The sequence below is a fragment of the Reichenbachiella agariperforans genome (assembly GCF_900142205.1).
In the GTDB taxonomy this organism is placed as follows: domain Bacteria; phylum Bacteroidota; class Bacteroidia; order Cytophagales; family Cyclobacteriaceae; genus Reichenbachiella; species Reichenbachiella agariperforans.
Genome location: NZ_FRAA01000002.1, coordinates 374,033 through 399,483 on the forward strand (window position 1 = coordinate 374,033; position 25,451 = coordinate 399,483).

The following is a 25,451-nucleotide window of genomic DNA, read 5'->3' on the forward strand; positions in this document are numbered from 1 at the left end:
CATCAAAGTAATAGATTAATTCCCAGCATTCATCGAAGAAATCAAAATTGTCATTGTACAAAGATTAAATTTACTGACGTGCTGGATCATGCAGAATTATTAATAATATGGGATATCAGAGAATAGAAAGAATAAGTGAGGTTTGGAAAACCATAGAGGGCTTCTCCAACTACGAGGTGTCTAACCAAGGCAGTATCAGAAGAAAAGCAAGAAAGACGTGGCACGGCGGATCAAAAAAAGACATCTTTCTCAAGGAGAAAATAATGAGACAACGGTGGAACAAAAGCTGCAAATGTTACTTCCTTGACTTGCTCAACGACGAAAACCAACGCAAGACAGTGTATCCCCATAAAGAAGTCGCTAAAGCATTTTGCATCAATATCTTGCCAGAGGAATACACAATGATTGTTCACTTAGATAACAATCCAAAAAACAACGACTCCACCAACTTGGAGTGGGTATCTCCATCGGAGCACATGTCTTTCCAATTCGAAGTAGGCAACAAGAACAATTTTGAAGTCTGGAAAACCAGAAAAAAAAGATACAAAAACGGATTCAAAAGCCAACCTAAGGCTAATTTAAAAGTTGCCGAAGACACTCGAAAAACGGCATAATAAAAAGAGAGAGCTACTCTTTAACTAACCTAAACTTCTTTTTTACTTCCCTATCAGCACAAATGGAGACCAATAATATGGATGGGCAAACTGCCCCCCTTGCTGGATCATATTCATTTTAGCTGATTTGAGAGCATAGGCATAGCTGAGACTCTGGTGTATATCTTGCGGGATTTCCTGATCTAGAAAATTGTTGTAGTATGAAATCATCAATTGCTTTGTTGATTCATCAGACACCTTCCACAAAGAGACCGTGATATTCTTAGCTCCTGCATAAATCAGGGCTCTCGATAAACCTATAATTCCTTCTCCACTTTTTATTTTCCCAAGCCCTGTCTCACAGGCTGACAATGTCACAAGTTCCGCATTCAAGTTGATGTTATACACCTCTCCCGAAAACAAAATACCATCTTCCACTTTGGTTACAGAATCTCGCGTCATGAATATACCTGAAAACTCAGGCTCTTCCTGATTCACAAATCCATGTGAGGCAATATGAATGTAATTATATTCATCCATGGTTCCTGCCTTTGCTATTTCTTCCTTCGCGTCGTAGTACAGATACCCGTCTGCTTTCTTTCCATTGTCTGCAAACATCTGCTCTAGCGTTTTAGACTCTTCTTCAGTACCTGGCAAAGCAGGAATTTCATTTTCAGACATGGCGATTCCCTTTCTCAAGTTGAGTGCCATATCTGATTCTTCATAAGATTTTGCCTTTGCCTCTCTCAAAGCCTCCAGTGCATTGTCAAAGTTGACAGGAGCGATTACCATTCCATCCTTGCTTGCTTTGGCTCGAATGGTTTTTTCGTTCATGAAAGTTTTATAAAGCAGGTTTGCAGAGAAGGTATAGGAAATATTATAGTCCTTAACCAAGTAAGGTAAGGATCCATAGTCCATATTATTAACATCTACGTCTGCAGTGAGTAGCGCTTCGAATGGAATCGTAGACATAATCCCATCTTGTACAATAATCAAATTCTTGATATGACTAGGAATCTCCATAGGAAACAGCTGCTCATATAACGAACGGGCATAGTGTCCATATACACGATCACTTTTATAAAGAATCCCTTTTCTAACGGCCTTTACTGACCTTTCATAATCACTATCCTTAGACACTTTATTGATACGAAAATCGTCTTTTTCTATCTGAGACACATAGATACTATCAGAGGCAATATAATAAGAGACCATCATCGTAGAGTCATCCAAAAATGACTGTACGTCTGCCAAGGAAGTGATCTGAATGTCATACTTCAGATCGTAATATTTTGGATAATCATTTTCGAACTGATAGATCAAATCCTCATATTCCCGATTTGCCGCAAATAGCTCTCTTTGGTAAAATTCCAACATACTGCTGTCTGGGTTCGCAGCTAACTCTTGGGTATAACTATTAATTAGATCTTTGAGCTCGCTCTCCTGATAAAGCAACGTCTCGGGGATACCTCCAAAAGATTTGGCATTAGACTCAGCCAGTGAGGAAAATAATATGGCTCCCTTGTCCTTTTCTGTAAAAAAGAAAAACCGATCTTCGTACTCCTTTTTCTTCTCCTTAAATGACACATTAGCGCCTAGGTACTTAACATTCTCTTCATTGAGCAACCGTGTCAAGGAGTAAGAGGCATTGATAGAGGACTCGTATATAGAACTAGCCAACTCTCCCAACTGAACTTGATCTCTACGATCTGTGTAAGACTGTCTAATCTGATCTACGAGACTATCACTCAATACGAAACTATTTAGAGAAATATCCAATCCTTTGACGTTTTCACTCCTTCTAAAGCCCTCTTCGAGCAATTCTCCTTTATAGCTCAGATAATAGAGTAGATCCTTATTGTCAAAGAAGTTCACCAAAACAGGGTTAATAAAAACGTTTTGATCATCAAAATCAATGATACTAGAATTGATAGCGAACTGTATATACTTCAAAGCCGTCGGAATATCTCCCCTCTCTCCGTACACTCGTGCCAAGTTGTGATATGCATTCGCGACATTGGGGTGTTCGTTTCCATGAATAGCGATATCAATGTCTAGGGCATTGGTAAAATAACGCACAGCCAAATCAAAATCCCCAAAGAAATAATAAATACTTCCAAGGTTGTTATTAGCAGCGGATGAATTCACATGATTGGCTCCCACCAGTTTAAAATTGATATCAAGCACCCTGTTATAATACACCAGAGCCTCAGGGAACTTCTCCTGATACATATAAGTGTTGCCAAGCCCTAAATAACTGCGCACACTACTTTGGTGTTCTAAACCGATAGTTAACTCGAACAAATCCAGAGCTTCTTGATAATATTTCTCCGCCTCTAGATAATCTCCTTCATTCTTACTGACATCAGCAAAGCCCAAATAGATCGCTCCATACTTAGGGTTCTTCTCATGTAGGAACTGCTTGTATATATATAAGGCCTGACGGTAGTACTGCATCGCTAGATCATAACTCCCACTATTTTTGTAGATATCCGCCATCCCTACATAGGTAGTAGCCACATCTGGATGATTCTCTCCAAACACCTTTTTATTAATTCTAAGTGCCTGTTCGTAGTATTCTGTAGCTAGGTTGTAGGAGCCTTTATTTCTATAAAGATTCCCAAGACTCAGGTAGGAGTTAGCGACATAGGGGTGATCCTCTCCCAAAATTTGAATATTGGTCTCAAGAGCTTTTTGAAAATGCTTAAACGCTTCTTCGTATTGATTCTTACCAAAATAAACGTTTCCAATCCCTAAACTAGAAGGTGCCGAGAACAAAACGTCCTCATGAAATTCGTGATTGGCAATCTCTAATGCTTTCTCATATTCGGTTAAAGCCAACTCGTGCTGACCTGTGAGGTAATGAATGTTACCTATATTGTTAAGTGCATTAGCCTTCTCAATATCCCATTCTCCCAAGTGTACATCTCCTTGATCAAATGCTTCTTGTGCCAGCTTCATCGCACGCTTGAGATCAAAAGTCCCACAAAGGTTCTCTGCGATTTTATTATCAGACGCAATAATACCTCGCCAATACCCTTCTTTCACATATAGTTCCCGCGCCTTTTCAAAATGATAAATGGAACTATCGTGTTTATTGAATAACAAAAACGTATCCCCCTTATGGAAATGTTCATCTCCTAGCGCTTTTTGAGAGAAAGCAGAATTATAAATACAGAGTAATAAACAAGCTTGTACGAAAACAATTCTTAATTTCACTTTTAAAATTTTCTTTTGAAAAGACCCCTCTATAAGTCTGTTTTGTTCGTTTTTTTTTGATATTGCAGATGCAATGTATTTAATTGATTCTGTTATCTGAAAGTAAAAATAATTTATTATTAGTTATGAGAAAGGTTTTTACGATTCTTCTGTTCTGCCCCTTTGTTATTTTTGCGCAGGAAAAACAGAAGGTTGATGCCAACTACTATGTGGGGGAAGAAGGCAAGTTGTATTGGCACGGAAAAAAGCCTGTATATTTATTCATAGCAGACAATCCTGAAGGTACTAATGCACACAAGTTAGAAAGTCAGATTCACCCACAATTCACTAACCCACTCTACCTTGACACTGAAGGGATCAACTATTTTAGATCTAACTGGGCAGCGGATTCTACGCTCACCCAACATGTCCCTAAAGTAGAAGTACTCTTCGAAGTATACCGTGACAGCAACGCTCCTGAAACCAAAGTTAGTTTGACAGGTGCTCCAGTGTACAAGAATCAGGATGGGGTTCAATTTTTCGGGTCAGGACTAAAACTTAGCGCTGTTGCGACAGACCGCCACTCTGGCGTTCAAAAGACATTCTACTCTATTAACAATGCCCCTTTTAGTACTTACGCCAATGAAATAGATCTTGCTTCTGACAAGAAATACGATGTAAAAATCTATTCTGCCGATAACACAGGCAATGTCGAGGCGATCCAAATGTTCAACTTCAAAGTAGACCTAACCAGCCCAACCTCTGAATATTCAGTACACAACGACCGTAGTGGTATGGTTTTCTCTGAAAGAACATATTTGGAACTAAAGTCAGTAGATACAGGATCTGGGATCAGTAAAATTGCCTATCAAATTGATGGTGGAACTGAAAAAACCTACGGTAATCGAATCAACCTAACGGGACTCTCTGATGGCCAACATACCCTCAAGTACTATGCCTATGACAATGTAAAAAATCAAGAGACTCCCAAAACGGTAGATTTCTATCTAGACAAAACCGTTCCAGAAGTAGAAGCAACTATCGTCGGGGATCAGTACCAAAACAGAGGTCGTGTATTTATCTCTACCCGAACCAAAGTAAAATTAGTTGCCCAAGACAACAAAGCAGGAGTGAAGCAGATCAAATATTCTATCAACGGTTCAAAACCGCAGAATTACTACGAGCCTTTTGCACTCAACAAAGACCAAGGAAACCATACCGTTCTATACTTTGCCTCTGACAAGGTTAACAACACCTTTGAGGGTAAGCTAGAGGAAGCAAACTTGAGCAGAGCATCCCTAGACATAGACATGAAAGCGCCAGAAATTGCCCATGCATTTGGAGGCAAGCACTATACCTCTAGAGACACCACATTCGTCACCAGTACTTCCGAAATATCGCTGACCGCCGAGGACGATGATAGTGGGATCAAAGACCTAGGTTACAAAATCAACGGAGGTCAGGGTCAAACCTATGACGGCCCGATAAAACTAGAAGAGGAAGGGTTCTACACCATAGACTTCTATGGAACAGATCAAGTCAACAATAGGAACACAAAGTCATTCTTCTTTGTAGTAGATAATACTGGGCCTGCTATTGAGCATATCCTTAGTATGGAACCCATTGGCACCATTGCTTTGGATGAAAAAGAAGGTACACCGATTAACGTCTACTCAAAAGGTGTCAAATTGTTCCTAGCAGCCACTGACAAAACAATAGATACTGACAAAGTATTCTACATCATAGATGACCAACCAGAACTAGAGTATGTCAAGCCTATCAAACTTAACAACAAAGGCATGGTCACCTACAAAGTACGGGCTACCGATAAGCTCGGAAACGAAACCCGATCAGACACCTATGAAGTTTTCTTAAAATAGAAAATACCACAAAGTCATTACAAAAGAGCCCGACATCATGCTGATGTCGGGCTCTTTTGTGTAATACTCTAAATAGAAAAAAGGCTGGGTATTCCTTAGGTACTAACTGTCGAAATAAAAAACGGCTTCAATACTTCATTAAGCCTTTTTTAGAACCAAATTCAGATTACTGGTAATCTTTAAGACTTCATCATAAACCATTTGGCCAGCGTCTTATAGTTGACCTTCGTACCATGCATAAAGATTCCCACTCTATATATGCGACTTGCCAACCAGGTCGTAAATATAAAACCTCCAATCATGCTCACCATCGACAAAGCAATCTGCCAAACAGGCACATCAAACGGGATTCGCATCATCATAATAACTGGAGAGGTAAATGGAACGAGTGATAGCCAAAAAGCCAAACTCCCATGTGGGTCATTGATGACAGCTGAGAGTACTACCACCGAAAAGATCAGCGGTATGGTCACTGGAAACATAAACTGCTGAGAGTCGGCATCACTATCTACGGCAGAACCTATCGCAGCAAATAAAGCCCCATAGAACAAGTACCCTGCGAGAAAATAGAACACAAAACACGACAGCACCAGTGGAATATTGATTTGTCCGAGAGCCCCCATGGAATTCTCAATCGCAGCTTGTGCCTCTGACTGCTGTGGTGATGGCATACCTGATAATTGATCCACCTGCTGCATCGCTTCTATCTGTTCTGGGGTCATATCTGACGAAACCACCGCAGTGATACCCGTCACGATCGCACTGGATAGCGCCACCCACAATAAAAACTGAGTCAAGCCTACGCCTCCTACACCTATGATTTTTCCCATCATCAGATGAAAAGGCTTAACCGACGCAATAATCACTTCAATGATTCGATTCGTTTTCTCCTCGATCACCCCACGCATGATTTGCGCTCCATAGAGGAAAATGAAAAAGTAAATCAGAAATGCTCCGATATACCCTACGGCAGTAGCCGCTCCTGTGCTACTCTCACTCTCGCTCCCAGAGTCGGACAAGTTCACCGTCTGTATGGCTACATGTGATTTTAACCCATCCAAAAACTCCTGATTAAGACCAGAATTAATGAGTTTAATGTTTTCAATTCTTTCTCGAATTTTCTTTTCTAAATCTGCCTTTAGACCGAACCCAGGGTTCTGAGTAGAGTAAAACTTGACTCCCTCAGGTGCCTCAATCGTCATCTCAGGTATATAGAGCAGCCCAAAAACATTGTTGACTGCTAGGGCTGACTTAGCGGTTTCTAAATCCTCCGCTACATAGACATAGGTCATGTTGTCGGCACTAACGAACTCTTCGGCAAACAAACCCGACTCATCGATCACTTGAATGACTTTTTCGTCTCCACCACGAGTCGCCAGCCAGATCGGAACGATAAACAAACCCGAAAATAATATCGGCCCCAAAACAGTCATGATCAGAAACGACTTCTTCTTCACACGAGAGATATACTCCCTCTTGATGATTAGCAATATCTTATTCATGGCCAGATGGGTTTACAGTGGAAATAAAAATATCGTTGATAGATGGGATCTTCTCATTGAGCGAAACTAAAGTAGACTGAGAAGTAATATGTGTCACTAGATCATTGACGCCAATACCTTCGTCCAGTTTAAGCTCTGTTTTAACTAACTCCCCTTTTTTGAGGACAGACAAAACCTCAACACCTGCAAGAGGTCTCAATTCATCACCAATATGCTCTGTGATGAAAGTATTATCCCTGTACTGATTTTTGATATCTCCTTTCTTTCCAGATATAACCAGTTTGGAGTGATTTATCAGCGCTATGTCATCGCATAACTCCTCCACGGATTCCATTCTATGTGTGGAAAAAATAACCGTTGCACCTTTCTCTCTGAGTTCGAAAATTTCATCTTTGATTAGGTTTGCATTGACGGGATCAAAACCCGAAAACGGCTCGTCCAGTATGATCAGAGATGGTTCGTGTACCACTGTAGCGATAAATTGTATCTTCTGCTGCATTCCTTTCGAGAGGTCTTCGATGGCCTTGTTAGACCAAGAGCTGATTTCCAGTTTCTTTAACCAATGCTTGATCTTCGTAACCGCCTCCCTCTTTTCCATGCCTTTGAGCTGAGCCAAATAGAGCAACTGCTCGCCTACTTTCATTTTCTTGTAAAGCCCACGCTCTTCGGGAAGGTAGCCTATCTGCCGAATATGTTCAGGATCCAGTTTTACTCCATTAAAGAGCACTTCGCCCTGATCGGACATGATAATTTGCGTGATGATTCTGATGAGTGTCGTCTTCCCTGCACCATTCGGACCGAGGAGGCCAAAAATGCTATTGTCGGGAATAGCGAACGAAATATTATCTAAGGCCTGATGATCTCCATAGCGCTTAGAGATGTTTTGGATGTCGATTAGATTCAAGTGTAGTCAATTAAGTGATACACGAGTTTAGTATCATTTGACTAGAAATTATTACAGGAACGGAATTATTTAACGTATTCGAAGGTGATATTACCTAGTGCCACATCTACCACAAACTCCATAAGGTTTTCTGCATTTTCGTCATAGCCTTTGCTGACATAGACATCTGTATCGATTTTTTTAAAGCCTTGCTCCAAGGAATACTTGCAGAGCGGTGAACTTTTGAACCGAATGATAGCTGCAAAGTTGGACTCGGGAACGCGGACCTTTAACGTACCCGCTCCTATGCTGGCATTCACGTTACATTTTTGATTCACTCCCTTACTAAAATCCAAAACCGCTGTACCAAAACCCACTTCGGCGATTACGTGTTTCGCTTGAGATAAGTGCATACGCTCCGCCACCAATGTGCCCAAATCCACTACGACTGAAAAAGTGTCCATTTGGCATCTATTCATTCCTCCCTCATCATAGTTGATGTGGACATCAGCACTTCCAGATTCGATTTTGATTTTGGCAACTGCGACGTTAGACAAGTTGATGTAGGAGTCTCCTACCCCGTAGGATAGGTTAAGGTTGTAGATTTTTTCGTCGGTGAGATAGACCTTCCAGAAGTCTTTTTCTTCTTCATTTTTTTCACCTCCGAATACATTGTAGGTGATGGCGTGACTGAGGCCTTTTTTATTATAATCTTCGAGCTCTAGCTTGACGAAGTTGGTCGTGCTACGAATGGAGGATGTAAAAGTAGGATTGACCTCCGAAAGAGAAGGATTGCCATAAATGGTCAGCGGGTCGTTGTGATGAGAGGGCTTGACAAAGCACGTGCCTGATGTCGCTTTCATGACGAAATCGACTGTATCATAAGAGGCGTGAGACTTGACTGTATAAAACTTCTTCAGTTGACAATGCCCCTCCAACCCACACATACTTGCTGCCAGTGCAACCAATAAAATCCTTAACATGAGTGTAGTTACGGAAAACAAACTTTCTGGTTTGATTCAAAACCCGAAAATATAACGAAAGGCCTAGAATCAAAAATTCTAGGCCTTTCTAATCTCTGTTTTGGGAGTATTCTACTCCTAAAAGAACTCTTTGATCTTTTCAAAGAAGCCCTTGTCTGTTTTGGACGGGTTCGGCGCGAAGTTTTCAGACTCACGCATGCTTTCTAGCTTTTCGCGTTCGTCTTTGGTCAGCGTCTTTGGCGTCCACAGGTTGACGTGTATCAACTGATCTCCTTTGCCATAGCCGTTGAGGTCTTTGATCCCTTTGCCTCTGAGGCGAAGAATCTTGCCACTTTGCGTTCCTTCGTCGATCTTGATTTTCACCTTGCCATCGATCGTAGGTACTTCTACAGAAGTCCCAAGTACTGCATCGATGAAGTTCAAATAGAGGTCATAGACGATATTATTTCCGTCCCTTTTCAAGGTCTCTTCTTCTTTCTCCTCCACGACGATCAATAGATCACCTGGTACACCTCCACCGGGTGCTTCGTTCCCTTTGCCTGACATAGAAAGCTGCATCCCTTCTACAACACCTGCAGGAATTTTGACAGAGATAACCTCTTCCTTGTAACTCAACCCTGAGCTATCTACTCCTGGAGGCTTCTTGTCGATAGTCTGTCCGGCACCATTACAGGACGGACAGGTCGATGCAGAGACCATCTGCCCGAGCATGGTGTTGACCACCTTTTGCACCTGACCAGAGCCTTGGCACTGTGGACATGTACGGAAGGTCACGCCCTCTGCCGCCACGAGACGGTTGACTTTGATTTTCTTTTCTACGCCGTGCGCGATATCCTCTAGGGATAGCTTGAGTTTGATGCGTAGGTTCGAGCCTTTGCGTCGGCGCTGGCGACCACCGCCTCCACCGAAGAAGCTGTCAAAACCTCCGCCCCCACCTCCGCCACCGAAGATGTCACCGAACTGTGAGAAGATATCGTCCATGGACATACCGCCACCGCCGAAACCTCCGCCACCGCCAGATGCTCCGCCCATGCCTGCATGACCGTACTGATCGTAACGCTGCTTTTTATTCGCATCGCTGAGTATCTCGTAGGCTTCTGCTGCCTCTTTGAATTTCTCTTCTGCTTCCTTATCGTCTGGATTTTTGTCCGGATGATATTTGATGGCCATCTTGCGATAGGCCTTCTTTATTTCTTCTGGGGTGGCAGATTTGCTCAGCCCTAATATTTCATAAAAATCTCTCTTCGCCATCTTACGCTCCTGTTACTACTTTGGCAAATCGGATCACTTTGTCATTGAGCTGGTAGCCCTTTTCTACGACATCTACGATTTTGCCTTTCAAATCATCGGTAGGGGCTGGTATCTGTGTGATCGCTTCATGCCTTTCGAGATCAAAGTCTCCTCCAGCTACTGCCTCTACTTCTTTTACTCCTTTCGCCTCTAGTATGCCTTTGAGTTTGGTGAATACCAAATCCACACCTTCCTTGACAGATTTCACATCTGCCTCTTCGGTCATGGATTTTTCAGCTCTTTCGAAATCATCTACTACTGGCAATAGTGCCTGCAACAGGTTTTCGTTGGCATTGCTAATGAGCTCAAGTTTCTCTTTAGACGTACGTCTTCTGAAGTTCTCAAACTCTGAGTATAGTCTCAAGTATTTGTCCTGAGCCTCTTTTACTTCCGCTTTCAATTTATCCTCTGCAGAGAGTTCTTCTTCCTGCTCCTGCTGCTCTTCTGGTGCTTCAGTATTTTCTACTTGATCTAGCACTTCTTCTTTCAGTTCTTCTTGAGACTTATTGTCAGCCTTCTTTTCGCCTTTTGCCATTTTTGTCAAAAATTTTATGCTCCCATACTTTGGCAATTACTCTGCCAATGTCAGGATAGTGTCATAATGTCTTAAAAGTGAGTCAATTTGTACTACGCATTCAGTTTTTCCCAAAGCATGTCTTTGAGCTTGTCCAGATTATAATGTGCTACACTAGATATGAATATAGCAGGGACACCCTGGGGTAGTTCCTTGGTCATCTCGGTAATCAGATCCTCGTCGAGCATGTCTGCTTTGGTGACGGCCAGCATGCGCTGCTTGTCCAGCAACTCGGGGTTATATTTGGTGAGTTCCTGAAGCAGAATCTCATAGTCCTTTTGGATATTGTCTGAGTCTACTGGCACCATGAACAGAAGCATAGAGTTGCGCTCGATGTGTCGCAAAAACCGAATGCCTAACCCCTTGCCTTCTGAGGCTCCCTCGATAATCCCTGGGATATCGGCGATCACGAAAGACTTGTTGTCCCGGTAACCTACTACGCCTAGATTCGGCACGAGTGTGGTAAACGGGTAATCCCCAATCTCAGGCTTGGCTGCTGACATGACGGAGAGCAAGGTCGACTTCCCTGCATTGGGGAATCCCACCAACCCGATATCTGCCAGCACTTTAAGCTCTAACACAATCCACTGCTCCTGGCCGTCTTCTCCTGGCTGTGCATAGTAAGGGATCTGATTGGTCGCCGTTTTGAAGTTGTCATTGCCTAGTCCTCCACGTCCACCAGGTGTTAGGATTACTTCTTGTCCTTCTTCGAGGATTTCTACGATTTTCTCTCCCGTCTCAGCATCCTTGGCAATCGTCCCGAGTGGCACTTCGAGGATTACGTCCTTTCCTTCTAGCCCTGACCGGTTACCTCCTTCGCCGGGGTTACCATCATCTGCGAGGACGTGCTTTTTGTATCTCAAATGAAGCAAAGTCCACAGCTGCCTATTGCCTCGGAGGATGACATGACCACCCCGTCCACCATTGCCACCGTCGGGACCTCCTTTGGGTACGTGCTTTTCTCTACGAAAATGAACTGACCCTGCGCCTCCCTTTCCTGAGCGAGAACAGAATTTTACGTAATCAATAAAGTTAGATGATGCCATGGGCGATTGTTAAAATAGTTACTTGATATTCGTGACTGCAAAAGAACGCAAAAACATCCCCTAATCCCGATTGAAGTGCGGTTATTTCACCTGATGGTGAAATGACAGACGCTTTGGTCTCTTACCTCTGACCAATAATCCTTTGTAAAACAAAAAAGGTTGTCCCAAAAGACTTTGCTTTTGAGACAACCTCGTGTCATTATGTGGTGAAGTACAATTAGAACTGATCTACGACTCCTCTAATCTCAGAGAATATACCGTCGATCGTACCTACACCATGAATCTTGTTGAATTTGCCTTGCTGCTCGTAAAACTCCGCTACGGGCAAGGTCTCGTTTTTATACACCTGGATGCGGTTATTGATCTTCTCTTCGTTTTGATCATCTGCTCGACCTGAAGTCTTTCCTCTCTCCAATAGACGAGCCTTCAACTCTTCGTCTGGCACATCTAGCGCGACCATACCGCTGATGGTCGTCTCGAACTCGCCCAACATCTGATCCAAAGCCTCTGCCTGAGGAACCGTCCTAGGAAACCCATCAAAAATAAACCCTTTGGCATCTGTCGTAGAAGCTATTTTGTCTTTGACCATGTCGATCACCACTGAGTCTGGGACTAGGTTGCCATCGTCCATGTATTTCTGAGCCAGTTTGCCGAGCTCGGTGCCTTCGCCCAAGTGTTTTCTAAATAAGTCTCCTGTCGAAAGGTGAGCCAAATTATATTGGGCTATTAACTTCTCACTCTGCGTTCCCTTCCCTGCGCCGGGAGGGCCAAATAATACTATGTTCAGCATGTTATATCAGTTGTGCTTAAAGCGTAAATCAAAAAGGGGTCAAATATAGCAAAAATCCTTTCAGATACTTAGCCTTCCTGCTGATAGACATCTGGAAGTGTTCTCCCGTGCCCGTTATAGTCCATACCATAGCCCACCACAAAGTCGTTCGGGATGGCCTTGCCCACATAGTCTACAGGGATATCCTTTGAATAGACTTTAGATTTGAAAAACAAGGTTGCGATTTTGACTGACTCAGCTCCCTCGTTCTCCAATGCGGAAATGATGTGCGCGAGTGTGTTGCCTGTATCCACGATATCTTCGATGATCAGCACATGTTTTTGATCCAAGTCCTCATCCAGACCGATCAGGTCTTTAACCTTTCCAGTAGACTTACTCCCCTCATAGGACGCCAGTTTCAAGAAACTAATCTCAGGGTCAATGGTCATCTTTTTGACCAGATCAGAGAGAAACATAAACGAGCCATTTAATATCCCTAACAGTACCAGAGGTTTGTCCTCATAGTCAGCACTGATCTGATCAGCCATCTGACTGACGATACCTTGTACCTCGTCGGAAGTCAGATAGGGAACAAATTTTTTATCTTCGATTTGAATCATAATGCATAAATATTAACGGGTGAATTTAAAGGTTCTCCATGAGATATCGGTACATATCGATCATCGCCTGTATGTCCTTTTTGTGAACTTTTTCGTCCGGAGAGTGGACATGGTCCTCGGGTGCACCGATGAAACACCAATCTATCGGGTAGGGGGATGATTGAATTTCGCGCCCATCGCTCCCTCCGCTACGCTCCACTTCGATCTGATATGGAATACCCGAAAGCGCTGCCAGCGACAGCACTTTGTCTATATATGATCTACGCGGCACGCTCATGTCTCGCATCGAAATCGCTACACCCTGACCATGCTGTACGCCTTCGGTGACCCACGTGATATCGGAGATCAAAGCCTGTTTGACACGGTGGTTTTCATAGATGTACTTGCACAAGAAAGGCACCGTACCCCCTCCATGCTCTTCGCCACAGGAGAAGACGATCAGCCCGTCCTGTAGGGTCTCGGCTAGTTTGAGGACGTTGTAGATGCCGAGGCGATTGTCCAGATAGCTAGACTGCACATAGTCGTCTGTCTCTCTAAAGTCACACTCGAACACCAGCTCTGTCCCTGACTGTATCCCTCGACCAAAATCGTAAAACAAATACCCATCCTCTTCCTTGAGCCGACAGGCGATCGGGCCCATGCCGTCCTCGCCGACGAGGTGGTAGCCCGTCTCAGCTTCTGGGCTGCCGATAGGCACCAGTTGGTTTTCGTAGCGCACCGTAAAACCTATAGAATCCATGTGCGCAAACACGGCTGTGCGCGGCTCGCCAAACTTCAAGATCAGGCAATCCTGAAAGGCTGGACCATGAATCAAGTCGGGGCGGCTCTTCCATTTGGAACTATTGGCCTCCACATAATCAATCAAAAATCGCTTCATCGCTACTTCGTTGCCCGATGGGGCAAACACCTCACACAGGTCTCGGAGCAAATCGAAATCAGTATCTTTCATATTGTTTGTTTTCAGGACACAAAATTCATGGTTTTTCGTTGAGATCAAACAACATTCTTACTTTACTTCGCAGATTCAATGGCAACCGAAATCATCAAATACCTCACCGTCTATCTCAGCAGCACCATCAAGGTCATCTTTGGCTGTTTGCTAGGGACGGGCTATGGACATCACTTCCTCATCACAGGTGTGCTCACCACACTGGGCATGATGACGAGTGTCTACATCGTGACCTATTTTGGCACGAACATTCGTCATGCGAGTCAGGCGGTGCTGCGCAGAAAGCAAAGGAATATCTTTTCACGAAAGTCACGCCAGTACGTACGGGTTTGGCAAAAATACGGCATGCCGGGTATCGCCTTTTTGACACCACTACTCTTGATGCCCATCGGCGGGGCGGTGATCGCCAATGCCTTCGGTGCGAAGAAAAAAGACATCTTCAAGTACATGTGGATCAGCTGTACTTTCTGGGGGTTTGTACTCAGTGCACTCGTCAAGTTCGCTGGGCATTGGATTCCCTTTTTGGATTTGCCCTGAGCATGAAGCTTAGGGGTTTGAAAGTAGCACATCATACTGACGTCCAAAGGGTGATTTATCATCAAGTGACTATGTAGTAGACCCAGTGGATATTGAGTGAAGGAACATGCACTTACCTTGGGAAATCTCGAACTCTATGGGTTAAAGTGTATGCCTGGAGTCGCACTCGGATGGGAGGATGGGCAGTAACCCAGAGTCCTATCTTGAGAACGACCATTACCATCCCTAGACTTAAGAAAAGAGGCTATGAAAGTCTGGCTGGATGAACCGCCCAGTACAGCCTGTCCCGTACTTGATACGGGAAAAACCGTACGCTGGGTGGTGTGAGAGGCGCACTGGCGGTCATTTGACCGTCAGCCGTCTACTCGATTGGCAAACGTCATTAACACATCCAGCTCCAATATCTATTATTTATTAAAAAATCACGAAAGGTTATTTGTTGTATTTTTTCACCTTCATCTTTAATATAAAACTTTGATTCATTGCGATTCCAACCCAAAATCAGCTCATTTGTTTTTAGTTTACAATAAAGATCATAAGTATTTTTTAGCTGAATTAAATATTCTCTCATTTCTTCCATTGATTTAAAGCGGCTATCATCAGTTCCAATTTCTTTTGAAATCAACAGGTTATCCGTTGGTGAAATTTTATCAAATGAACCATTCAATAAATAATTAATCGTCTCTATATCTGACATTTCTTTCGCTACATCTCTAATTCCATATAGGTATTTATGATGATTTTCTTGTTGATATTCAAAGCAAATTAAATTTACGCCTTTAGGAAACAACCCAAATGGTATTAATTCAATTTTAACTTTTGTATCTGTTCCAATCCTTGGGATTTCAATTCCGAGAAAAAAAACTGAATAATCCATGTCGCTTTTAATCGGCTCTGATGTGAAATTGTTAATTCCAAAACCATCAGGCAAAATCTCTATAAGGTCATGATTTGATGAAATTCTTCTTTCCCAACAACATTCAACTTCGTCTGATTGAAGAATTATATAAGAGCCACTACTGTTTTTAAAGGCACCCACTTCTGAACTACATGAACATCCGCAAGTCGGCCAACTTCCTGAGATTTTTAAGTATCCATTTTTTGAATCGTCAATTTTATTAAAATCTGGAATCCCATCATCGTCCATGTCTTCAAACATTGAGTAACAACTATTCACTCGACTCCATAAAATTTCACTTAAAGTTTTCTGTGATTGTCCAAACCCTATTGCTGGAATTAGGATAACGAGAGTTAATATTATATTTCTCAAAACCTGAATTTTTCGGTCTTTAATGTTTGCCAACGTCACTGTATCAATCATGGCATGTGATTTAGTTTAAGTTTCGGTTACAAGATAGCCAAATCGCTGATTTGCGCTATTACTTTTTCATTCAATAGTGCCAATCTGAGATATGGCGGGACTTCCAGAAAGCAGAGAACTTTCGTTTACAGCTGAACCGCCATGATTTGATTACAGAATGTTAGCATTTTTTTCATCTCTGATAGTTCTTAATTGCCTTAAAGTGAAGACTGATGTGTTCGTCAATTTTAGCGCTTAGGCCTTTCAAGAATTTATTCGTGTCAATAACACTTTTAAGACTTGGGTTGAAATTTCGGTCTCCGTGTCCAATTGAATTCCTATTTGCCCTAAGATTATGAAATGTCTGGTTGTCATCTTCAGAAAGCTCAAAATGAAATGTCTTTTTCAAAAAATCAGGAATTTCATTTGCTTTTAAGTCTCCGTTTTTATTCTTAAGAAGTGTTAACATAGTTGATAATAATAGGTCTTCGGGTGGCTTGTAGCCTCGGCTATTTAGCTGGGTTGAGAATTTTTTATATCGATCAATTTTTCGTGGATCAAAATCCTTATTAAGTGTTTTAATATTCTTTTTTAAGTCTGAATTTACCTTTAGATTATCGAAATATTGTTCTGTGTTCAACCTTTCAATGGCATCAATAATCTCCATCACTAAATCTGAAATAAACGCTTCAAAATAGGAGAATAGTGAAAAGTATAAATATGATGATAATTTAGACTGATAATCAGTTGTACAATCTGAGATGTTGTTGATATAATTAAGTGACTGCCTTCGAATTGTGTTTCGGTGTTTTTTATAATGCTCTTCGCCAATTACATCAACCACAGTTTTTTTGAATTGTGAATGGCTAATTGGAGTATCAACTATTTTTTTAAGTTCTTCAATTTTATCTACCGGCAGTTGCTCTTCTGATAAGGAGGCTATTGTATCAGCAGTTATCTCGTAAATTACAGATGGCTCAAAAAAATCAGGTTCAGGAATTCGTGAAATAGTACCCTTTTTAAAAAGGTTTAAGCTCTGTTTAAGAACAGGGACGCTCGTCGTAACTAGAACGGCAAAGTTAAAAATCTCTTGAGTTCGTTCCTTAAAGGATAGATAGGCCTGTGATTGTGTCATTATAAGTAGGAAGATGCAGGACTCGAACCTACAACTTGGGCATTGACACAAGAACATATAGTTCACACGTCAGTGCCCTAGCTTTACCCGTTAAGCTAATCTTCCGTTTTTAAAGGTAATAGATTTATATTTCTTTATCATAGTACAATTTTCAAAAATCTTGACTAAACCACTATGGACCGAAAGCACCATAGGTTTAGGGGAGAATGAAATGCGCCAACTTCGTATGTAGTGAACTCGTCACAGAAAACACCCTTATTTATTGCGGCTTCTTTGCCGTCACGACCATTTTGTAGATATAGGGTTTTTCTTCATACAATTCAGGATATTCCTTTTTATCTCTCCTTCGTGGTGTGTACGAGTTGTTAATGCCGAACCCCAAGAGAAAAATTATTTTGGATGGTACAGGCCCAGTTTCTATCGCAGCGGGTATCCAGATGGGTGGCGCTGCTTTCAATAGGCCCAACAGTTCTCTCGCAAACCATCCTTCTTCTGATTTGATGATTTCAAAATTTGAAACCGCCCCTTGTTCATCAATCTCAAATGACACGGCAGCCTGCCCTGTCTTATTATTCGCTAATGGCACAGGTGGGTATGTTAGATTCTCTCCGATAAAAGAAAAGAAATCCATCTTGCTACCAAGATAATGTGGTGGGTTAACCACATGACTAAGCACCCAGTCACCTTCTTTTTTGATCAAGTATTTTGACGTGTCTTTTTCAAAAAAGATAATCTTACCAGTGGAGTGGTTCACCATTAACGACAGTTTGCCTGGCTCATCATAATATTGCCAGTTTCCCACTTTCTGATTATTCTCTAATTTTCCCCAGCTGGTTTTATTCTTAACCTCTTCAACTTGAGCCATCCCAAATTGAGAACAGAAAATCAAATGGGTCAGTATAATTAGTTTGTTCATTATGTAGGTATCCAGCTTATTTCGCGATTCGAGTTAAAACTAATTATAATAAGTTTGATGTCGAAATTACTTTACCACTCGTGAAACCATGACCACTGATTCCGTAGTTGTTGACCACTACAATACTAAAGAGCTAAGGCTCGTTTCAACTTATCCAATATTCTTTTGCATCGATTTAGACTCACGAGTATGATTCGTCTGTGCATATGAAATAATTCCAATGCTGTAAATTTAATTTTCGTCTCGTAGGATTTATGGAGAACCTAAACGCTGTATCACTGGACATTTGATCCTCTTGCTGGATTTTCCGACAAAATAGGCTCTTGAAAAACAGCTTACTTATACACACTCTGCATTGGTAAGGTTAAAGATCATTTCATCTACATGTTTTGGTATCGGGCTGCTTTTCTTATTAGTTTTAAACAACCGAGAACTACTATGAAAAATACCCTCCCTTACCTCCTCTTCTTTCTTTGGTCTGTATTCGCTCAGGCACAGTGTCCTGACGGCTACTCTTCTGGCCCCAACCTTATCAAGAATTCAGAATTTTGTATGGGGGATCAGCAGTTCGACTCTGATTACACCTTCACACGAGAGTCAGGAGGAGAGGCACTCTTGCAGAACGGACGTTATGCTACCGTTACCAATCCTAAATATGCCATGGGACTATATGCGTCCTGTCGAGACCATAGCTCTAACGGAGGCATCATGCTGGTATTCAATGGGTCCACATCCCCAAATGATGATGCTTGGAGCCAAACTATCGAAAACCTAAAACCTAATACAACCTATACTTTTAGCTTTTGGACTGCTTCGCTACTCAAATACTCACCTGCAGTCCTGGAGGTCTACATCAATGACAATGCCGTAGGATCAAGACTCACACTGGATAGTGCTCTATGCGAGTGGAAAAAACACAGCGTCGTATGGGATTCGAAACAAAATACGCAAGTCAAACTATCCGTTCGCAACACCAACACGGACTGTGTCGCTGCACATTTTGCCCTAGATGACATGTTCTTCGCTGCTTGCGAAAAAAGCAACCTGGGTCATCAACTGGAAAATGCCAAAGTCGGTCAAGTATTTCAGTTGGAAAACATCTACTTCGAGACCGCCAAATACATCCTCAAGTCCGAATCTTATGAAGAGTTAGACTTGCTCCTAGAGTTCCTGTGGAACCATCCCAATGCAGAGATCGAGGTAGCAGGGCATACGGACAATGTAGGCTCTCAGGTCAATAACCAAATTCTATCTGAAAACCGTGCACAAGCCGTAGCGAGCTACCTAGAAGAAAAGGGTATTAAACAATATAGATTTACCGTAAAGGGCTATGGCGAAGAACTACCCGTAGAAAAAAACACTACTCCAGAAGGACGTCAAAAGAATCGTCGGGTAGAATTTAAAATCGTTAAAATCTAAAGAAATTATACTACAACTTAGATCATCAACTACTAATACAAATACATTATGAAACAAATCAAATTGATCCTATCTATCGTGCTGGTCATCTGTGTCATGTCCACCGTGACCAATGCACAAGCAACACTCAAGCGCATCATCAAAAAAGGTGAACTCAGAGTAGGGATCACAGGCAATCAGCCTCCATTCGCGATGAAGGCCAAAACAGGTGAATATATAGGATATGAAATAGACCTGGCCACTATGCTAGCCGAATCCATGAGTGTCAAACTAGAGCTCGTACCTATGGATTTTAACAAGCTCATCCCTGCACTAGAAGATGGCGAGATTGACCTCATCATGTCAGGGATGACCATCACACCAGAGCGAAACATGCGTGTGGCATTTGTAGGGCCATATATGGTCTCTGGAAAGTCCATCCTAACCAAATCAAGGTTGTTGTCTAGATCAGAATCTACTGATGACATCAACCAGAGCCCCAACATGAGAATCGCTGTACTCGAAGGATCTACCAGTGAAATTTTTGCGAATGCCTACATCACCAATGCGGACATCTCACCTGTCAAAAGTTATGATCAGGCCATAGACATGCTCCGAAACGATGTAGTCAAAGCAGTAGTGGCAGACTACCCGTTTACCTTGGTATCTGCGCTCAAGTATAGCTACGAAGGTATCGTATCGCTAGAAGAGCCATTAACCATCGAGCCTATAGGTACCGCTCTAGCACAGGGCGATCCATTGTTCTTGAACTTGGTTCAGAACTATATGAACTCCATAGAGCTAGCGGGTATCTTCGATGAGCTGAACCAGAAGTGGTTGCAGAATGGCATGTGGCTGCTACAGGTCGAATAAGCTATCCCCCAACATAGAAATAATCTAAAAATGATGCTGCCCTGTGCGGCATCATTTTTTTTATGCTACAACCTTTCTTCCTAGATTTGGCTCAACTTTACTCCTATGAAAAGAGACGTCACACATCTAAAAAAATGGCAACAGAAAATACATGAAGTCATTTTCGGCTATGAAACCACAGCCGGAAAGCTATTTGATGTCATCTTATTGGTCGTAATTCTGGCCAGTGTCATGGAGGTCATGTTAGGCAGTGTCCCTCAGATCAAGCAAGAGTACCTGCTCGTCCTCAACATACTAGAGTGGATATTCACCATTCTCTTTTCTCTAGAATACATCGCAAGACTGGTATCTTCTCCAAACCCACTCAAGTATGTGTTTAGCTTTATGGGGATCATCGACCTGCTCTCGCTCATTCCTACCTATCTCGGACTATTTATTGACGGGACGCATGCGCTCTCTGTGATTCGTTCGATCCGTCTGATTCGTGTGTTTAGAATCCTCAAACTGACACACTTTATGGGAGGCGCCGAACAACTCGGCAATGCCCTGTGGAGCAGTCGTCACAAGATCATTGTTTTCCTTGGCACGGTACTTTGTTTGGTCGTGATCATCGGGACGATGATCTATACGATCGAAGGAGGAGAAAATGGATTCACCAGTATCCCCAAAAGCATCTACTGGGCTATCGTGACCATCACGACCGTAGGGTATGGTGACCTTGCTCCCGGCACATGGCTAGGACAGACCCTCGCCTCTGCGCTGATGATCATTGGGTATGCCATACTCGCCGTACCTACAGGTATAGTGACCAACGAGATCATGAGAACAGAGCTCAGCCGAAACTCAGGAAGTTGCCCAAACTGCAAAACAAAAGACCTGCCCCAGCGCTCCAATTACTGCCTACACTGTGGCGTAAAGCTCCCCTAACTGTTGAAATAGAACCCTTTAATAAGACAATCAATTGTAAAATGTAGCCAGTGTAATCACAAGCCATGAGCCCAATAGTAGCGGCCAATAGGCAAGTTTTACGATGAGGTTGTCTTCATAGGCCAGCAGATTAGTATCCTTTGCTTTGGCAAATGCCACCACGTTGACCGCCAATAGACCTATCATGATGTACATCGTAAAATAGAAAGTCTCCATATAGGATATCTCTGGAGTAGAAAGTCTTCGGCGAAGATCGATGTGTGCCACCAGCAGCACGAAAAAGAACCCTGCACAACTCTGCACTACGCCCATCATACTTACACCTGTATTGCTATCCTTTCGTTTGGAGTTACTGTAGAAGATCAAGAAAATCATAGATGCCACGACGAAAATCGGAATGATATTGATCACAAAAGCATTGAGAAAACGACGCTTTAAGCTGACATTGAACTCCATCACAGGGTACTCATCATCTCCTTTGAAAACAGGGTTACCAAAAGAGGTCTGATAGTTGAGCCGCTCAAACGAAAAGAAGGTAGATTCCAATACTGCTTTGGGGAAGTAAATGTCACGATTGATCCCAGGAAAAGCCGATGGGTTCAGCACCTTATAACCTTCTAAATCAGGTGTCAGCCATATTTTAGACTGAAAATCTGGGTACGCCAGTTCTATATTGATATCTCTCGAGTCAAAGGGGTACTTAGAATACTTCAGCGCCAGTTTGATAGTGGCACTAAACTGCCAGAGGTAATAATTTTCACCTGTTTCTTCATTGGTAGTCTTCGAGATCAACTCCTTTCGAGTCCCCCAGATCGGTGACTCCTGTACAAAGGCAAAATCTGGCTCGAACTCTTCATCCAGACCAATGGGCCATTTTTGCCATACACGACCTTTTACACTCAGGCTATACGAATCACGTATCGCAATCTCCTCCACGAATATCCCTGTACTGATAGTCATGTAGGGATCATAGCCTAGCTGCATCATACGGGTATTCTCATCGAGCACATATCTAAACAACTCCGTCTGATTCATGATCTTGACAGAGCTGTTATCATCTGCTGCATAGCCCATTTTGATATTGAGATACCAGACCACGGCTATATTGATTAGTATCAACACGGATGTAATCGTCGATATGATCCAAAATTTCTGATTAGAACTACGCGAAATCCTAATAAATACTGCCAGCCACATCAACACCAAAAAGGATCCCGCCAGACTAATGTTAACGATCTTGTTACCCAACTTGGCAGGACTACCCAACAAGTCATTCGTAGCAAATACAACCATGCACTTCCAACCACTAGTAGGTAGCGTCTCGAAAAACAAGTAAGAATCCGTCTCGGTATACAAACTCTTGTACTCCAAATACCCACTATCCTGCTCTAGGATAGTAGGCGAAAGTTTCGGGATATCAAATACTTCGCCCATGTCCTGAAGACTCACATTGAGAATGTACTTCGGCGTAGGGTGAGCGATGATTGTTCCTTTCGTAGATGCTAAAAATGAATAGCCTGTGTTTCCAATCGAAATGGAATTCAATGCCTTGTTTAAACTTTCCAGAGCAATCGTCAAAGTCACCGTCCCGACAATCACCTGCTCACCATCCCTAACGCCATACATCGGCACGCCAAAATCCGATACGATCTGTTGTGCTCCCTGTGCAAAATAAGGCTCTGACCAAAGTCCCGAGTCTAACTCGACCACCTTCGTGTACCACTGTGCTGTGGACAAAGTCGAATCAGTATAGTCATACACATCCGCTATATCGATGAGCGTATTTTGACGTTTGTCATAGTATGGCGCATACAACGGGATAGAGTCGCTGAACTGATACGGTTCGTAGGCAACGGTAATCCCGAGAATGAATTCAAACGCTCTACTCTCACCCTCGATCACTTCGACGAGTTGATCCTTTGTCATATCATAGGTCTCTAACAGTCCTTTGATACCATGCGTCACCTCGGCCACCTGTCTGAGTACTGAATCAAGCGAATGCGTGATCTGCTCATTGGATTCAAAACCAATTTTTACACTTTCTTTTTCCCGCTCTTGGGTATAAAAATACAAATCGGTCAACAGCCAGGTCACCAAAATCAGTGAAAAGACAGCAACCATGATATACGTTGATCTCTGAAAAACAATATTAGACATGAAGAAGTAGTTAAGTATAGTTAGTATCAAAAATAGCTGATACAACTCATCCATATCTAACAGACTGGCGAATTACCCAGTCAGTCAAAATCAAGTCCTAAATCAACTATTTGCTTGAATATAAAACTAAAATCGAAATTATTAGTTAACTAATCCAAGAATCCTATTTGTAGATTTTTGTAGAATGGGATGGACTAAAAAATAATGTGATATTTTTGTTTCTATTCTAGTCCGAAAGGTTCTAAATCATGCGAAAAAAAATCATCCTTTTATTAATGTTACCGCTACTCGCAGTAGGGCTTTGGTCATTCTCTAATGACGATCGCTACTTCGAGCTTGCCAAAAACATCGACATCTTTGCTGCCCTCTATACAGAAGTCAACACCTACTATGTAGACGAGATCAATCCGAACACCCTCATCAAAACCAGCATAGATGCCATGCTCAAAAAGCTGGATCCATATACGGTTTACATCCCAGAAGATGATATAGAAGATTTTCGTACCAATGCCACTGGGCAGTATGGCGGGATCGGCATCATGTCCAATAATATCAACAACCGGCACCTCGTACTAAACCTCTACAAAGAATCTCCAGCACAGGAGGCAGGTATCAAAATAGGTGACGAGATCGTAATGATCGACGGCAGATCCATCAAAGGCATGAATGATGACGAAGTAGGCAAACTCATCAAAGGCCAGTCTGGCACAGAGCTACTCATCGGCGTAGAACGAAACAAGAAAGACTACATAGAAATGGTCGTGAAGCGCAAAAAAATCACCATCCCAAACATAGCCTACCAGACCATTTTAGACGAAAACGTAGGTTATTTTAAACTTACAGAGTTTACGCGCAGTGCCTCCGAAGATGTCCAGAATGCTGTCACGCAGTTAAAATCAGCTGGGGCAGAGTTCCTGATATTTGACCTAAGAGGTAACCCTGGTGGATTGCTAAACGAAGCAGTAGCGATCTGCAACATGTTCGTCCCCAAAGGGTCGGTCATAGTCGAGACACGTGGCAAAACGCAAGCGCAAAGCATGTCCTACACTGGTCAAAATGAAGCATTAGATTTAGAGATTCCTATAGCCGTCATCATCGATGGAGGGAGCGCATCCGCTTCAGAAATCGTGTCTGGGGTCATCCAAGACTATGATAGGGGTGTGATTATCGGACAAAAGTCCTTCGGAAAAGGGCTCGTCCAAGTGACTCGACCTTTGTCCTATAACTCTCAACTCAAAGTGACCACTGCCAAGTATTACATCCCCAGTGGACGGTGCATTCAAGCGCTAGATTACCTCCACAAAAACGCTGATGGGCAAGCGCAAGAAATCCCAGATTCACTCAAGGAGGCATTCTTTACTACCAACAACCGCATCGTATATGATGGGGGAGGCGTAGACCCAGATGTAAAAGTACCCATGACCAAAGTATCTGCCTACACCGAAAACTTAATCAAAAGCGGATTGTTATTCGACTATGCTACTCGCTACTACTACCGTCATGACAGCATCGTAGAGCCTACTGCTTTTCAGCTTTCAGATCAGGAGTACAACGAATTCTCACAGTGGGTAGACAGACAAGAATTCGAGAACAGCTCCGAGATAGAGCACGCCATCAAGCTCCTCAGCGTGGCAGCTGACGAAGACAAGGTGTACAAACAGCTGACCGAAGAGATCAACACGATCAGCGAAGAGGTCTCCCGACTCAAAGCAAACGGGCAGACGCATTTTAGAAAGGAAATCAAAAGAAGACTTGAATTAGAAATCATCCGTCGATACTACTATAACCAAGGCGTATTAGAGGCTACACTAAATAGTGACGAGAACATCACGGAGGCACTCTCAGTGATCAGATCGGATGTTAATTACGCTAAGCTTTTGAACAAATAATCTTCTTAAATCGCATATATTGCGCGCTGACT

General features: G+C 42.6%; 21 protein-coding genes and 1 tRNA gene. 7 read left to right on the top strand and 15 right to left on the bottom strand.

Annotation, left to right across the window (positions count from 1 at the left end; all coding sequences use genetic code 11):
- The first annotated feature begins 107 nt into the window (after positions 1-107).
- Positions 108-614, top strand: coding sequence for an NUMOD4 domain-containing protein (locus BUB99_RS08005; protein ID WP_073121275.1), 507 nt, complete (start codon positions 108-110; stop codon positions 612-614).
- Between the two features lie 42 nt (positions 615-656).
- On the opposite strand, the gene BUB99_RS08010 is transcribed toward BUB99_RS08005, so the two are convergent.
- Positions 657-3,812 carry a CHAT domain-containing protein gene (locus tag BUB99_RS08010; protein ID WP_139280943.1) on the bottom strand — a complete coding sequence of 1,052 codons (3,156 nt, stop codon included), beginning with the start codon at positions 3,810-3,812 and terminating at the stop codon, positions 657-659.
- Between the two features lie 125 nt (positions 3,813-3,937).
- Here BUB99_RS08010 and BUB99_RS08015 point away from each other — a divergent pair, with 125 nt between their 5' ends.
- Entirely contained in the window at positions 3,938-5,671 is a 1,734-nt protein-coding gene (locus BUB99_RS08015; protein WP_073121279.1) for an OmpL47-type beta-barrel domain-containing protein, read from the top strand.
- A gap of 179 nt (positions 5,672-5,850) precedes the next feature.
- On the opposite strand, the gene BUB99_RS08020 is transcribed toward BUB99_RS08015, so the two are convergent.
- The 9 genes from BUB99_RS08020 to BUB99_RS08060 all read right to left on the bottom strand — a co-directional run bounded on the left by BUB99_RS08020 (position 5,851) and on the right by BUB99_RS08060 (position 14,287).
- On the bottom strand, positions 5,851-7,173 hold the full coding sequence (locus BUB99_RS08020; protein ID WP_073121281.1) for an ABC transporter permease: 1,323 nt from the start codon (positions 7,171-7,173) through the stop codon (positions 5,851-5,853).
- Entirely contained in the window at positions 7,166-8,077 is a 912-nt protein-coding gene (locus BUB99_RS08025) for an ABC transporter ATP-binding protein (RefSeq protein ID WP_073121283.1), read from the bottom strand. The genes BUB99_RS08020 and BUB99_RS08025 overlap by 8 nt, the downstream gene beginning before the upstream one ends.
- 65 nt (positions 8,078-8,142) lie before the next feature.
- The gene (locus BUB99_RS08030) at positions 8,143-9,039 is read right to left on the bottom strand and encodes a hypothetical protein (RefSeq protein ID WP_139280944.1); all 897 of its coding nucleotides are present in this window, start codon (positions 9,037-9,039) and stop codon (positions 8,143-8,145) included.
- Between the two features lie 117 nt (positions 9,040-9,156).
- Entirely contained in the window at positions 9,157-10,290 is a 1,134-nt protein-coding gene (gene dnaJ, locus BUB99_RS08035; protein ID WP_073121287.1) for a molecular chaperone DnaJ, read from the bottom strand.
- Position 10,291: 1 nt separating this feature from the next.
- Positions 10,292-10,864 (bottom strand): nucleotide exchange factor GrpE, encoded by a 573-nt coding sequence (locus BUB99_RS08040; RefSeq protein ID WP_073121289.1) that lies wholly within the window; start codon positions 10,862-10,864, stop codon positions 10,292-10,294.
- 92 nt (positions 10,865-10,956) lie between these two features.
- Positions 10,957-11,949, bottom strand: a complete 993-nt coding sequence (obgE, locus tag BUB99_RS08045; protein ID WP_073121291.1) for a GTPase ObgE — start codon at positions 11,947-11,949, stop codon at positions 10,957-10,959.
- Between the two features lie 217 nt (positions 11,950-12,166).
- Positions 12,167-12,739 carry an adenylate kinase gene (locus BUB99_RS08050; protein WP_073121293.1) on the bottom strand — a complete coding sequence of 191 codons (573 nt, stop codon included), beginning with the start codon at positions 12,737-12,739 and terminating at the stop codon, positions 12,167-12,169.
- A 68-nt stretch (positions 12,740-12,807) separates the two neighbouring features.
- Positions 12,808-13,338: a hypoxanthine phosphoribosyltransferase gene (hpt, locus tag BUB99_RS08055; RefSeq protein WP_073121295.1), complete on the bottom strand. Its 531-nt coding sequence runs from the start codon at positions 13,336-13,338 to the stop codon at positions 12,808-12,810.
- A 25-nt stretch (positions 13,339-13,363) separates the two neighbouring features.
- On the bottom strand, positions 13,364-14,287 hold the full coding sequence (locus BUB99_RS08060; RefSeq protein ID WP_073121297.1) for a M20/M25/M40 family metallo-hydrolase: 924 nt from the start codon (positions 14,285-14,287) through the stop codon (positions 13,364-13,366).
- 78 nt (positions 14,288-14,365) lie between these two features.
- On the opposite strand from BUB99_RS08060, the gene BUB99_RS08065 reads away from it, so the two are divergent.
- Entirely contained in the window at positions 14,366-14,824 is a 459-nt protein-coding gene (locus BUB99_RS08065; RefSeq protein WP_073121299.1) for a hypothetical protein, read from the top strand.
- 382 nt (positions 14,825-15,206) lie between these two features.
- Here BUB99_RS08065 and BUB99_RS08070 read toward each other — a convergent pair whose 3' ends face one another.
- From BUB99_RS08070 to BUB99_RS08080, 4 genes are all read right to left on the bottom strand, one after another.
- Positions 15,207-16,145, bottom strand: coding sequence for a hypothetical protein (locus tag BUB99_RS08070; RefSeq protein ID WP_073121301.1), 939 nt, complete (start codon positions 16,143-16,145; stop codon positions 15,207-15,209).
- Between the two features lie 172 nt (positions 16,146-16,317).
- Entirely contained in the window at positions 16,318-17,259 is a 942-nt protein-coding gene (locus BUB99_RS08075) for a HEPN domain-containing protein (protein ID WP_073121303.1), read from the bottom strand.
- A 7-nt stretch (positions 17,260-17,266) separates the two neighbouring features.
- Positions 17,267-17,364 (bottom strand) — tRNA-OTHER (locus tag BUB99_RS20375).
- A gap of 154 nt (positions 17,365-17,518) precedes the next feature.
- Positions 17,519-18,124, bottom strand: a complete 606-nt coding sequence (locus tag BUB99_RS08080) for an energy transducer TonB (protein ID WP_073121305.1) — start codon at positions 18,122-18,124, stop codon at positions 17,519-17,521.
- 489 nt (positions 18,125-18,613) lie between these two features.
- Here BUB99_RS08080 and BUB99_RS08085 point away from each other — a divergent pair, with 489 nt between their 5' ends.
- The 3 genes from BUB99_RS08085 (at position 18,614) to BUB99_RS08095 (ending at position 21,373) form a co-directional block, all read left to right on the top strand.
- The gene (locus BUB99_RS08085) at positions 18,614-19,594 is read left to right on the top strand and encodes an OmpA family protein (protein WP_073121307.1); all 981 of its coding nucleotides are present in this window, start codon (positions 18,614-18,616) and stop codon (positions 19,592-19,594) included.
- Between the two features lie 48 nt (positions 19,595-19,642).
- On the top strand, positions 19,643-20,446 hold the full coding sequence (locus BUB99_RS08090) for a transporter substrate-binding domain-containing protein (protein WP_084190441.1): 804 nt from the start codon (positions 19,643-19,645) through the stop codon (positions 20,444-20,446).
- A gap of 105 nt (positions 20,447-20,551) precedes the next feature.
- A complete protein-coding gene (locus BUB99_RS08095; RefSeq protein ID WP_073121311.1) occupies positions 20,552-21,373 on the top strand; it encodes an ion transporter in 822 nt (273 codons plus the stop codon).
- 30 nt (positions 21,374-21,403) lie between these two features.
- Here BUB99_RS08095 and BUB99_RS08100 read toward each other — a convergent pair whose 3' ends face one another.
- Positions 21,404-23,530, bottom strand: a complete 2,127-nt coding sequence (locus BUB99_RS08100) for a PDC sensor domain-containing protein (RefSeq protein WP_170863758.1) — start codon at positions 23,528-23,530, stop codon at positions 21,404-21,406.
- A 248-nt stretch (positions 23,531-23,778) separates the two neighbouring features.
- Between BUB99_RS08100 and BUB99_RS08105 the strand changes: the two genes are divergently transcribed.
- Entirely contained in the window at positions 23,779-25,419 is a 1,641-nt protein-coding gene (locus BUB99_RS08105) for a S41 family peptidase (RefSeq protein ID WP_073121314.1), read from the top strand.
- Positions 25,420-25,451 lie beyond the last annotated feature (32 nt).